The following is a 13,201-nucleotide window of genomic DNA, read 5'->3' on the forward strand; positions in this document are numbered from 1 at the left end:
AATGAGCCTGGAAGATATTCAAAAGCCTTTACATGATGAAACGCTTTTTTTAATACTACTTTCTGCATCGCTTGTTGTTATCTTTATTGCTTTTGCGGTTTTATATTTTTCTTTTAAAAAGCCAAAGAAATTAGCTGAAAGTAGCAATTCTACAGAAGCAGTTCACGTTCATAATGTAAACAAACAAGCTTGGCGTAAAGATATTGATGCGATTGTTGAGAAGTATCATAACAATGAACTTACTAAAGATCAGGCTTGTGCAAAATTGGCGTCTATTGCTAGATCTTATATTTCGAAGATGAGCGGTGAAGATATTCAAACTCACACTTTGGGAGAATTGGCTTCTTTGCGTTTGAAATGGCGCAATAAAAAAGGTGCTGATATGTTACGCCAAACAATATCTGCTTTGTATCCTCCAGAATTTGCTGATCGCAAAGCAAACGAGCAAGCGCGAAATACTACTGTTGAGCAGGCTGCTGAATGGGTTTTAGTATTGCTTGAAGGCTGGCAAACGAAGGACAAACGTTGATGAGTAATAATGTTTGGGAATACATATGGCCATGGAGATGGCAATGGCCGCTGCTTTTTGTTGCAGGTGTTGTTGTTTCTGTAGCAATTTTTGCTGTCTTACTAATTTTAGATTCCATTCGTAGCAATATTTTAAAAAAGAAGTATAAGAGTCAAACTAGTAATATTACGCGAAAATTCTATACTTTTACTTTTGACAATGATCTACAAGGAACTACTACTAGTCATTCATGGTATATGTGGCGAATGTTTAGAAGGTTTGCTACGGCTGCATTGGTAGTATCTTTGTGCAGTGCGCTTGCTGTTGCTTCCAGGCCAGCACGAGTGTTTAATGCGAACGAGCAAGTTAGTTCTAGAGACATTGTTTTATGCTTAGACGTTTCAGGTTCTGCTCTACCATATGATCGCGAAGTGATTCAAGCGTATCTTAATTTTATTGAGCATTTTCAGGGTGAACGCATTGGATTGAGCATTTTTAACTCCACATCTAGGACAGTTTTTCCACTGACTGACGACTATCGATTGGCTAAAAAACAATTGCAATATGCTGCAAATTTGCTTGGCGGAGTTCAATCGCAAAGTCGCATTAATCGTTTACAACAACGTCAATATCAAGAAATTTCTGACTGGCTTGAAGGAACTCAAAATCGCAAAAACGCAACATCGCTTATTGGAGACGGTTTAGTTAGTTGCGCAGCAATGCTTCCAGGTTTTATTTATGGTTCTGCTCATAATAACCATAAAATACAAAGCCGTTTTAATAGAAGTTCTTCTATTGTTCTTGCTACAGATAATGTTGTTTCTGGAAAACAAACTTACTCATTAAAGCAAGCTTTAGATTTAACAAAGCAGGCTAAAATTACTGTCGATGGGTTATATTCTGGCGCAAAACAGAATGAGAATGATGACACTACATTAGAAATGAAACAGCTTATTGAATCTCATGGTGGAATTTTCCTGTCTCAACGCAATTCTGATTCCGTTATTAATTTAGTAAAAGAAATTGAAAAAAGACATACAGCAATTCCTCAAGGCGCTGCTCAGTCTGCATTTAGTGACGATCCTGGTCTTTGGGTTTTGTTTACTGTGTTTAGCGTTGTGATTTGGCTAGCTATTGCAAAGAAGATGAAGCGATGACAACAACACTATTTTCTGCTACTACCCTACTGTTTGCACATGCTAAAACTGAAGCTTCTGACACTTCTCAAGCAGGTCAGTTGGTTTTTTCTCCATCATATGGTTGGATTATTGCGATTATTGCAATATTGGTTTTGTTGGCAGCAATGTTTTTTGAAATTGTGCCTATACGCAGGAAACCTGAATCAAGTGATGAAACTTTTTGCATGAGATTAAGACGTATTGGCATATGTATAATGTTAATAATTTGCGTGCTATCTCCAAGTATTATGCGTTCAACTTTACAAAGAGCAGTAAATGCAACAAACGTGATTATTGCTCTAGATATAACAGGTTCAATGAGAGCAAAAGACGCTGATTATGCAAAAAATAGTAAGATTGAGCGTATTGAAGCAGCAAGGAATATTATTCATCAAATAACAAAATCCTATGCTAACTCAAGTTTTGCTGCTATTTCTTTTGGTGCTTCTACGTCTGTTGATGTCCCATTGACGCCTGATGCTAGAGCAGTTGACAATTGGATAAATACTCTACGAACTGAGCCAACTAGCGTAGCTACTGGAACTAGTCTTGACGCTCCTATAGATCAAACTTTGCTTACTGCAAAAGCTATACATGATGCTCATCCAGATGACACAACAGTTTTGTATGTTATAAGCGACGGTGAGGAAACAACTCAACGGAAGCGCCGCACATTTTCATCGCTCAGAGCTTATATTACTAACGCATTTGTTATTGGAATAGGCTCATCTAAAGGAGCTAAAATACCTTTGGAAAAAACACAGCTGCAACTTGACGACTACAGCGAAAACAATACCTCTAATCAATGGGTTATTGATCCTGCTACGGGCAATCCTGGCATTTCAAAGCTTGATGAAAAGAACTTACGAAATATTGCCGATGAGCTTAGCGGCAAGTATATGCACTCATCTTTAAATGTAACATTTGGAGACGAAGCAAAACCAATTCTTTCACACCAATGGAGAATGAACGAGACAGCAAAGCCTCGTTTGAGACCTGAACCAATTATTTGGCCGTTTGCAATATTTGCGTCGATACTTTTAATTTGGGAATTAATGTCGTGGTTTATAACTTCAAGGAAATTAGTATGAAGCACATGTCTAGTCGCACAATTATTCGCATTGTTACATTCTTGTTCTTGATTATTGCGATATTAATAGCGTATTTTGCTATCGTAAATTGGAGAGCACAATACGCATATAATGCTGCTACTGATAGCCTTATTTCTAACATAAAATCTGCCAAGAGTATCGATAGCGACAAGAATGTGCTTTTAACTCAGCAACAGCAAACTGATGCTCAATTTGATGATGCTAAATCTCAAGAAATGATGCTGCTTCCTCAACTTCGAAGTAGTATTGACAAAAATGCTGAATTATCACGAAAGTTAACAGAAAAATTAAAGCAGAATCAAAACAATACTAATAAGCAACAGAAACCGAAAAAGCATAACAATCATTTTAAAAACGATAATTCTGACAATCCTTCTAAAGATAAAAAGCAGTCAGATTCGTCTAAGCCTCAGTTGGACAATACTCAGCGCAATAAAGTTGAAAACTTGCTAAAACAGAACGATCATGTGGATTCTAAATATTCACAGGATCAAGAAGACCAGCAAGGTTTAGAAAAGACAGAAAAACGTACTAAAACTGATGAAAGCAGCAATAAGCCTTGGTAATTAAATCTTCAAGATTGGTTATAAGCGAAGCAATAAGCATTGAATAACCTTTTAACCACATTGAATATTTTTTAGTGACTTTTTATTAATGAACGTGTGTAATAACGATTATGCACACATATTACGAATGGCAATGGCTTATACAACGCACTCAAGAGTGCGCTCGCTGCGTTATAGCAGAATCCGCAGCGACTGAATTAGAAGATTGGCAAGGGCTTGCAGCCGAACATTTTCGTCATAGTATGAAAAATATTTCCGCACAAGCGTATGCGTTATATAACATTCGCGGAGGAATATAGTATGTCTTGGAAAGTTAAGTCCTCTGTTGTAGGTGGAATGACGATTAGCGTTGCTGATAGAGAAGCGTATATTAGTTTTTCCAGAAAACTCAACAATATTGCTAAAGAATTGCTTACGCTAAAAAATTTATGGCTTAATGCAGCGATGGTTATTGCCGGTCAAAATTATGGTATACAAAAAGAATCAGGAGCATATATTCATGATTCTTCGCAATCATTTTTAACTGAAAGCATATGTCATGAGTATGCTCATAAATGTTATTTAATGTCTCAAAATTTAGAAAATCTTGCTTTTCTTATTGTAAGAGCAAATAATTTATATGAAGATGCAGAATTTCGTGCAAAAGACGAGTTAGACAATAAAATTTCTTTCTTGGCTCTTGCAAACCCTATTTTTGCTTTACACGTTTTATTGTCCGCAAGTCTTGCTGTCAAACAAGATGATAAAAATCATTCAGGTTTCCAATATCTTGCTAAATGGTCCTACGCAACTAAGAGTATGCAACAAGGAATTATTCGAGGTTTATCGCAGCACCTTATTTTAAATCCTATTACAAGTTTGCCAATATTTATTGCCGGAAATGCGAAAGGCCCCATAAATAAAAAAGAGCGTGAAACCTCACTAAACTTTTTATCCAATGCTCAAAAATATTTATCACAAGCTATTCCATTTATTTCTAGTGCTCTTAGCTTCGTAAGCGCGCCTATTAATGATCGAAAGCAAGGTAATAATTTACTTCTCACTAAAGTAAATGAGACGTGGAGAAAACCTGGATCTGTTCTTGCTAGACCTGGACGTAATCTGCTTGAAACTTTAGAAAATTTAACGGAACTTGGAAGCGGAAATTTGGGCGTTAGGCCACCACTTGTTAATCCAGATGCTGCTACTATTGCAATTCAACGTTTTAAGCGCAGCGATGGCAGTTCGTCATGGTTAGTAATAATTCCAGGAACTGACGGTAAAGCACACTCTCCTTTTGGTTGGGCACAAAACGCAGAAGTAATGAGTCATAGTTCTTTAATGAGAAAACAAGCTGATAGCACTCGAATGGTTGTAGAAGCTATGAAACGTTCTGGAATTAAACCTAACGAGCCTGTTGCTTTAGTAGGCCATTCTCAGGGAGGCATTGTTGCAGCAAGCATTGCAAGCGATTACTCTAAACAGTACAACATACAGCATGTTGTTACTGCTGGATCTCCTATTGCAAATCATCCAATTCCCAAGAAGACTTGGGTTACTAGTATTGAGATGGACGATGAGATTGTACCATCTTTAGATGGCAAGGAGAATCCTCGTAGAAATAATTGGGTGACTATTCATGGGCATGCAATTCATGTTAAAGAATCTAAGCGTTCTTTACCTCCTGGAGTCACGCGTTTTTCTGGCAAACAATATTCGATTAAAAAATTCGATAATGACGGAATATTCGTTAATGATGTTCCAGAAGAAGGAACTTTAACTCATGATTTGCATTACCATACTGCAGCTTATGAAGATGCTCTTCAACTCGGATCTAAAAGTGTGCGCGAGCAAGATCGACATTTTCAGAATACTATTAATGGCAAATTGCAAAGTACTACATTGTGGCAAGGAATAATGAAAAAATAAAATAATTAAATTCTTATTGAGTAAAATTAAGCTAATTCGCAGCATGATGTAACCTTAAACTATGAAGCTTACCGATATTTCTCCTGCAATAGCTCTGACTCCTCTCGATGGACGTTATCATAATCAAACATCCGCACTCGTTGAATATTTAAGCGAACCTGCGTTAAATCGCGAGCGCATGCGTGTAGAAGTTGAGTGGATGATTCTTCTCGCAAATGGTTATGAAGCTAATCAATTCCAGCCAATTGTTAAGGGTGTTAATCCTTTAACTGATGAAGAATGCTCATATTTGCGTTCTATTCCTGAAAATTTTGATGCTGAAGGAATTGCTCGTCATGCTGCGCATGAGGCTATTACTCATCACGATGTTAAAGCTGTTGAATACTACATTGACGATGCGTTAGACGAAGCAGAGAATAAGCTTGGTCATGCTACTGAGCTTTCAAATTTAAAAACTTTAGTGCATTTTTCATGCACAAGTGAAGATATTAATAATCTTTCTATTGCGCGTTGCGTAAAGCAAGCTGTTTTAAACGTTTATCGTCCGAATTTAGAAGCGATAGTTGATTATTTAGTTAAGAATGCTAACGAATATAGAGATTTATCTATGCTTTCGTTAACTCATGGCCAGCCTGCTACTCCAACTACTTTGGGTAAGGAATTGGCAGTGTTTGCATATCGTTTGCGTCGTCAACTTCGTCATCTTGATAATCAAGAGTATTTAGGAAAGTTGAATGGTGCTACAGGAACTTTTGGAGCTCATTTAGCTGCTTTCCCAGAAGTTGATTGGATTAGCGTATCTCAAGAGTTTGTTGAAAATAGAATGGGTCTTCAATGGAATCCATTAACAACTCAAATTGAAAGCCACGATTGGCAAGCTGAACTTTATAGCACTGTAAGTCACATAAACCATATTTTGCATAATCTTGCAGTTGATGTATGGATGTATATTTCTAGGGGTATTTTTGTGCAAGTTCCTGTAAAGGGAGCTACAGGATCTTCTACTATGCCTCATAAGGTTAACCCTATTCGTTTTGAGAACGCTGAAGCTAATCTTGAGATTTCTTGCTCACTGTTTGACACATTGTGTGCAACTCTTACTGAAAGCCGCTGGCAGCGTGATCTTACAGACTCTACTACTCAAAGGAATGTTGGCTCAGCTTTCGGTTATGCTCTTCTTGCTTTGAATAATCTTTTAGGCGGTTTGAAGTCTATTCATCCTAATAAAGAATTTATGGCAAAAGAATTAGACGAAAATTGGGAAGTTCTTGGAGAGCCAATTCAAACAGCAATGCGTGCTGAAGAAATTGCTGGCGTACCTGGTATGGAACGACCATATGAGCAAGTAAAAGAATTAATGCGCGGTCACCATATTTCACAAAGTGACGTAGAAGAATTCATTAAATCTCGTAGCTTTGATGCCAATACTGCAGCTCGTTTGCAAGCAATGACACCAGAATCTTACACTGGATTTGCTTCACGATTGGTGGACTTTATTGATTAAGTAGACGGTAAAGCGATGCAATCTAGCATAAATCCAAATCTTGTTATTGAAGATACTCAGCCTAGCTTAGTACGTAGTTGGGCTGATTTGTTGTATGCAATATCATCAGTTGTAATTGGCGTTTTTACTTTGTTGTCGTCAATGTGTTTGTCAGCAACGGCTGATGCTATGAAGATTGATGCACGAAGTGCTACTCAAATTATAGGGTTATCTTTTAATAATCTTTCATTTGTTCTGATACAGCAAGGTCTTACTCTCATTGTTGTTGCAGAAGTTATTGCACACATGGTTTCTGACAGGCGTTGGATTGATACCGCTATTTCTGTTATTACACTGTTTATAAGTTATGGTTCAGTATGGCTGTTATCTATTGCGATATTTTCTACACACAATATAGCTTTGATTGAATCTTTACAAATGCGGTCCAATAACGCTTGGGCTGATTTGCTTCCAGACATGTACGCTGTTCTAGTTGCTTTTCTTACAGTTAGTGGTCCTAGACGCGAATATAAGCATGTAATGTGGGGCTGGAATGCTTTATTCATTGTTACAGCAATACTTCTATTTTCATCTTGGGACTCCTACTCCGCTGTTCTTGTATCATGCTGCTTAGGAAGAGCAATTGGTACGCTTATTCGTTTCGCAAAAGGCACACGCAGTAAGGGTGCTTGGGGTGACGATATTGTTCTTGCTTTAAAAAATATTGGCATAGATAATCTTACTCAATTAACTCGTAGAACTCAGCAAGCTGATCATACTGGAGTTCTTCGTTCAAGTCTTGATGACGATTTAATTGAAAATTCAAGATTGTATGATGCAACAGACATTCACGGCATACGTTATGTAATTTCAGTATTAGATAATCAAGTTCATTTACCAGGTTATTTAAATCAATTATGGCAGTGGGTGCGTTTAGTAGATATACCGACTCGTAGAGATCGTTCTGCTAGGCATTCTGTTCATCACCATCTTTCTATGCTTCTTGTTTTACGAAATATGCATTTACCAACAGCGAATGTTTATGGAGTAAGCGACAGTGATAAATCTTCAATAATGGTTTTTCATGCTTCTAACGCTCTGCTGCCTTGTAATTTGAACACTTTAACTATTGATGATGCAGCAAAATTAATGCGTTATGTCGATGCGGCTAATACTCGCGGTATTACGCATAGACGCATCACTCCTGAAACTATTGCTAGGCTTGAAGATGGAACCCCAGTTATTGCAGGTTGGCAAAATGGCGATGTTGCCAGCGATGATACAAATATTGCACTTGATAAAGTTCAGCTTTTAACGCTTATTGCATCTTGCACAGATATTGACACTGCTCTTAAAGCTGCTATTAACACATGGGGTGTAGAAAAGTTATCTGCGCTATTGCCTTTTATGCAAAAAGCCGCTATTCCTGCTTCTACGAGATCTTTGCCATCTTGGAATAAAAAAGTTTTCCAAAATCTTTGCAATAAGCTAAGTGAAACAGTTGCTTTAAGCACAGATGAAGAAGATTATGATACTGTGCGTTTAGCTCGTTTCAATATACGTTTCTTTGTTAGCTTAGTTCTTTCAATTGTTGCTGTTGCTGTTATCGCTACACAGTGGCATCCTCAGGAAATATTTGCTGCCTTGCGTCACGCAGATAATGTAATGGTATTTATGTGCTTTGCTTGCAGCATGTTTGCTTGGATTGGATCTGCAATTACTCTCGGCTCATTCATGGATGATCAAAAACCTTCTGCACATGTTTTGTTTGCATCTCAAGCAGCTTCTGGTTTCACAGCAGTTTCTATGCCTGCTGGTGTTGGTCCTGCATTTGTAAATATGCAATTATTAAAGAAAAACGGGTACACTCCGGCTCAAGCTACAGCAATTACTAGTGCAGTATGGCTTATTCAAGCATTAATGACAACTTTAGTATTACTTTCTATAGGCGTTTTCACCGGTAAAAATGTGCTTTCTGGAATGATTCCTACTCATATGCTCATTACTTTCATTGGAATAATCACTCTTATAGTTTGTGTTTTAATGGTTATCCCGTCCGCTCGTAAAACAATTCGCAAACATTATTTGCCAATATTATCTGATTACGGTCGTCAAATTAAGGAACTTATTTCACATCCTATGCAACTTATTGCGGGCTCTTTCGGTGCTATTGTGCTTGTTTCATGCATTGGATTGGGTTATTGGATTTCTTTACTTGCATTTGGATATTACGCAAATCCTTGGGAAACAATCTTACTATTCTTACTTGCTAACGCTGCTGGATCGGCAGTGCCTACACCAGGCGGCTTGGGTGCTGTCGAAGCTTCTCTTACTTTCGCTTTTACATCTGTAGGTGTTCCTCCAACAGTTGCTTTGTCTGCCACCCTTCTGTATAGACTTATGTTCTACTGGTTAAGAATTCCGTTAGGCGCGTTTGCAATGAAGTGGCTTAGCAATAATGAGCTTATATAAGTGAGATTTACAAACATTTGTGTATTTTTATTAGCAAATATCGTATCTGATTTAATACGAGTATGTTTTAAATAAAAAATAACAAAAAATAAATAAAAATATTAAGAAAAAATGCAAAAATGGCTACATTTGTAGGGAAAATGTACTAGTATCTAGTATGAACGTGACCTTTGAAGAGAAGGTCCCCTGACACAAAGGATGCTGCATGGCATACAACAAGTCTGATCTCGTTTCTAAGATCGCACAGAAGTCCAACCTGACCAAGGCACAGGCCGAAGCCGCCGTCAACGCATTCCAGGATGTGTTCGTTGAGGCTTTACAGTCCGGTGAAGGTTTGAAGCTTACTGGTCTGTTCTCCGCAGAACGCGTAAAGCGTGCTGAGCGCACTGGCCGCAACCCGCGTACCGGTGAAACAATCAAGATTCCAGCTTCTTACGGTGTACGTATTTCTGCTGGCTCCTTGTTGAAGAAGGCTGTCACTGCCTGAAATTAAGCGTTTTTCGTATTTATTACATTAAACAAATACTATTTGCGCAAAAACGAAGATGGGCACTCCAAAGCTGGGGTGCCCATCTTTTATAAATCTCTTCGTTCCATTTTTCGCAAACGCGGCTCTGCGCTATCTTTTGCTCCCGTAATGCGGTAAACGTCAAAAACGCCTTCAATTTTACGGATAGCAGCAAGTAGAGTTGCTAAGTGCTGAGGATCTGCCATTTCAAAGGTAAATTGACTTGTTGCAACACGGTCATCGCCTGTAGCAATAGTTCCGGAAAGAATATTTACTCCATGATCTGAAAGAACGCGAGTAACATCCGAAAGAAGATGTTGTCGATCCAATGCTTCAACTTGGACCTTAACCAAGAACAAGCCTTTATCGCTAGTCCATTGAACAGGAATAACGCGCTCTGATTGAGTTTTTTGCAAATCGAGCATGTTCTGGCAGTCAGTCCTATGCACAGACACACCTTGGTTTCGTGTTATAAAACCAATAATCATATCTCCTGGAACTGGCATGCAACATTTTGCAAGCTTTACCCAAACGTCTCCAACACCCTTAACTGATACTCCCAAAGCGCCGTTAGACTTATGGCTGCGCTCAACATGACGTAAAGGCAATGCTTCTTGTTCTACTTCTTCTGCAACTTCATCAGCGCCCGCATCTTTTACTAAACGCGAAATAACATTCTGTGTAGAAACTTGGCCTTCGCCAATAGCCGCATATAAAGACTCAACATTAGTAGGCAAATTCAATTCATCAGCAACGCCAATTAATGCCTGCTGCGTCATCAAAGTAGTTAAAGGCAAGTTACGTTTACGCATAGCGCGAGTTAGCTCATCCTTGCCCTCTTCAATCGCCTCAGAGCGGCGTTCCTTGCTAAACCATTGACGTATTTTATTTCGAGCACGAGGAGATTTTACAAAACTCAGCCAATCGCGTGATGGTCCAGCTGTATCCGACTTTGAAGTAAGTACCTCTACAGTGTCACCGTTTGAAAGCTTCGTATCAAGAGGAACTAAACGTCCATTTACACGAGCACCCATCATGCGATGACCAACTTCAGTATGCACAGAATATGCAAAATCAACAGGAGTTGCATCCTGCGGAAGCGCAACAATACTCCCCTTTGGAGTAAAAACATAAACTTCAGAAGCACCAAGATCTTGCTTTAATGAACCTAAGAATTCATCTGAATCTGGAGTCTCACTAGTCCAATCAGCAAGCTGTTGAATCCACTTAAGATTATCTGCTTCGCTAAGCTCTTTTTTGTCATCAATATTATTTTCGCGTTTTAAATCATCATTATCAGGCTTACTTAAAGCGCGACCAGCCTGACCATTAGCTTTGTACTTCCAATGCGCTGCGATACCAAATTCAGCACGCCTATGCATATCCCATGTGCGTATTTGAATCTCTACTGGCTTTCCACCAGGGCCTACAACTGTAGTATGCAAGCTTTGATACATATTCAACTTTGGAGTTGCAATGTAATCCTTAAAACGTCCTGGAACAGGGCTCCATCGAGCATGCACTGCACCTAATGCTGCATAACAGTCACGAATAGAATCGACTATTATTCTCACGCCAACTAAATCGTAAATATTAGCAAAATCATGACCTCGAACGATCATCTTTTGGTAAATAGAGAAATAATCTTTTGGTCGACCTTTTACTGATGCTTTAACGTGTTGTTCTGCAAGATCTGCATTAATTTCTTCAAGAATTTGTCGTAAATAAACTTCGCGCTGACCTGCTCTACGAGCAACTAAAACAACAATTTCATTATAAATTTTTGGATACAGTACTTTAAAACTCAGCTCTTCGAGTTCAGTTTTAATTGCATTCATGCCTAAACGGTTAGCAAGAGGTGCATATACGTCAAGAGTTTCTCTTGCTTTTTTATGTGAACTTGATGGCTTAACATACCTCCAAGTACGAGCATTATGCAAACGATCCGCAAGTTTTACTACAAGCACTCGCACATCGCGGCTCATTGCAACAACCATCTTACGAATAGTTTCTGCTTGAGCACTTTCGCCATATTCCATGTTGGATATTTTTGTAACACCATCTACAAGACCTGCTACAGTATCGCCAAATTCAGCTCGACATTCTTCTAGCGTGTAATCTGTATCTTCTACAGTGTCGTGTAATAATCCTGAAGCAACAACAATTGGTCCCATTCCAAGATCTGCAAGAATTTGAGCTACAGCAAGAGGATGAATAATGTATGGCTCACCAGATTTGCGTCTTTGACCTGTATGCTGCTTTACAGCACGATCATAAGCTCTATGAAGAATGCTCATATCCTCATTAGGATGATGCCATTGGCACATGCTCAATATTGGCAATAATGGATTTCGAGAATCTTCGCTGATTTCACATCCGAGCCTATTGGATCCTTTTACATCCTCTTGAAGTTCACCCATTTGGCACCTCCTGGTACTTTTACTATCCTACCTGCAATTCGCTCAATACACTACAAAAACAAAAAATACATACAATAAATCCGACTCAGTTTTAAAAACCGGTCGGATATTTATAAAAAGATTATTGTACGCCAGTGGAGCCAAAACCTTTATCAGAGCGATCAGATTCAGGTAATTTAGATGCGGGAATAAATTGTGCTTCTACATAACGTTGTATAACCATTTGAGCGATACGATCACCTTTATGGAATTGCACTGTGTTCTCAGGATCTAAATTAATAAGAGGAACCTTAATTTCACCACGATACCCGGCATCAACTGTTCCAGGTGCATTTAGCACAGTCACACCCTGTTTTGCTGCTAAACCAGAACGAGGATGCACTAAAGCAACATAACCTGCAGGTAAAGCTATAGCAACTCCAGTAGGAACAAGCGCTCTCTGGAAAGGATGCAAGGTAAAATCTTGGGTAGTTCTTAAATCGGCACCTGCATCACCTGCATGCGCGTAGCAAAGCGGCTGTAATGTAGATGTTTCATCATCGAGATACTTAATTAATACCTCAACCTGTTCGGGGCCAGTATAGGTCTCGTCATATGCCATTTAAGCTGCGCACTCCTTGCAAATAGGCTGACCATCAGCATTAGTTTCAGCTAACTGGCTGCGATGCTTAACTAAGAAGCATTCAGAACAAATAAATTCATCGCCTTGCATAGGGATAACAGTTACGGATGCATCTTCGTTACTTAAATCAGCACCTGGCAACTCGTAGTCTTCAGCAATAGCATTTTCATCATCGTCAATATCGCTGCTTGAATTTTGAGAACCTTTACTCAAAGCTTCCAACGACTCTTCGTCCTCATCTTTGCTACGAGGAGAATCATAATCCTGTGCCATTATGGTCCTTTCGTTTTTAAAGCTACTTACGCGCATAGCATACACGAATGCTACCCCGTATATTACACATTTTTTATTTTAAATAAAATGGTAAAGAATGCAGTGTATGGACTAAAGTATATAAATAGTATTGTTAAAAGCGAAGAAAGTG

The 13,201-nt window shown here is 38.7% G+C and carries 11 protein-coding genes; 8 read left to right on the top strand and 3 right to left on the bottom strand.

The annotated features are described in order from the left end of the window. Position 1 precedes the first annotated feature (1 nt). The 8 genes from HXT43_RS02830 (at position 2) to HXT43_RS02865 (ending at position 9,714) form a co-directional block, all read left to right on the top strand. Positions 2-529, top strand: coding sequence for a hypothetical protein (locus HXT43_RS02830; protein WP_004106752.1), 528 nt, complete (start codon positions 2-4; stop codon positions 527-529). After that, positions 529-1,665: a vWA domain-containing protein gene (locus HXT43_RS02835; protein ID WP_116971392.1), complete on the top strand. Its 1,137-nt coding sequence runs from the start codon at positions 529-531 to the stop codon at positions 1,663-1,665. The genes HXT43_RS02830 and HXT43_RS02835 overlap by 1 nt, the downstream gene beginning before the upstream one ends. Next, on the top strand, positions 1,662-2,777 hold the full coding sequence (locus HXT43_RS02840; protein WP_174164382.1) for a vWA domain-containing protein: 1,116 nt from the start codon (positions 1,662-1,664) through the stop codon (positions 2,775-2,777). Before HXT43_RS02835 ends, HXT43_RS02840 begins: the two co-directional genes overlap by 4 nt. Further along, the gene (locus HXT43_RS02845; protein ID WP_101886030.1) at positions 2,774-3,364 is read left to right on the top strand and encodes a DUF6466 family protein; all 591 of its coding nucleotides are present in this window, start codon (positions 2,774-2,776) and stop codon (positions 3,362-3,364) included. The genes HXT43_RS02840 and HXT43_RS02845 overlap by 4 nt, the downstream gene beginning before the upstream one ends. Positions 3,365-3,664: 300 nt before the next feature. Then, positions 3,665-5,272, top strand: a complete 1,608-nt coding sequence (locus HXT43_RS02850) for an esterase/lipase family protein (RefSeq protein WP_064340177.1) — start codon at positions 3,665-3,667, stop codon at positions 5,270-5,272. A gap of 61 nt (positions 5,273-5,333) precedes the next feature. Next, complete coding sequence (purB, locus tag HXT43_RS02855) at positions 5,334-6,776, top strand: adenylosuccinate lyase (protein ID WP_004106765.1); 1,443 nt, start codon at positions 5,334-5,336, stop codon at positions 6,774-6,776. Between the two features lie 15 nt (positions 6,777-6,791). Next, complete coding sequence (locus HXT43_RS02860; protein WP_004119483.1) at positions 6,792-9,227, top strand: lysylphosphatidylglycerol synthase transmembrane domain-containing protein; 2,436 nt, start codon at positions 6,792-6,794, stop codon at positions 9,225-9,227. 205 nt (positions 9,228-9,432) lie between these two features. Continuing rightward, positions 9,433-9,714, top strand: a complete 282-nt coding sequence (locus tag HXT43_RS02865) for an HU family DNA-binding protein (protein ID WP_004119480.1) — start codon at positions 9,433-9,435, stop codon at positions 9,712-9,714. 89 nt (positions 9,715-9,803) lie between these two features. Here the strand turns inward: HXT43_RS02865 and HXT43_RS02870 are convergent, their stop codons facing one another. The 3 genes from HXT43_RS02870 to HXT43_RS02880 all read right to left on the bottom strand — a co-directional run bounded on the left by HXT43_RS02870 (position 9,804) and on the right by HXT43_RS02880 (position 13,050). Then, a complete protein-coding gene (locus tag HXT43_RS02870; RefSeq protein ID WP_421780872.1) occupies positions 9,804-12,155 on the bottom strand; it encodes a RelA/SpoT family protein in 2,352 nt (783 codons plus the stop codon). A 121-nt stretch (positions 12,156-12,276) separates the two neighbouring features. Then, positions 12,277-12,756, bottom strand: a complete 480-nt coding sequence (gene dut, locus HXT43_RS02875; RefSeq protein WP_415707274.1) for a dUTP diphosphatase — start codon at positions 12,754-12,756, stop codon at positions 12,277-12,279. Then, positions 12,757-13,050 (bottom strand): DUF4193 domain-containing protein, encoded by a 294-nt coding sequence (locus HXT43_RS02880; RefSeq protein WP_004106775.1) that lies wholly within the window; start codon positions 13,048-13,050, stop codon positions 12,757-12,759. Between the last annotated feature and the right edge of the window lie 151 nt (positions 13,051-13,201).

Source organism: Gardnerella sp. DNF01195 (assembly GCF_049244175.1).
Classification (GTDB): domain Bacteria; phylum Actinomycetota; class Actinomycetes; order Actinomycetales; family Bifidobacteriaceae; genus Bifidobacterium; species Bifidobacterium leopoldii.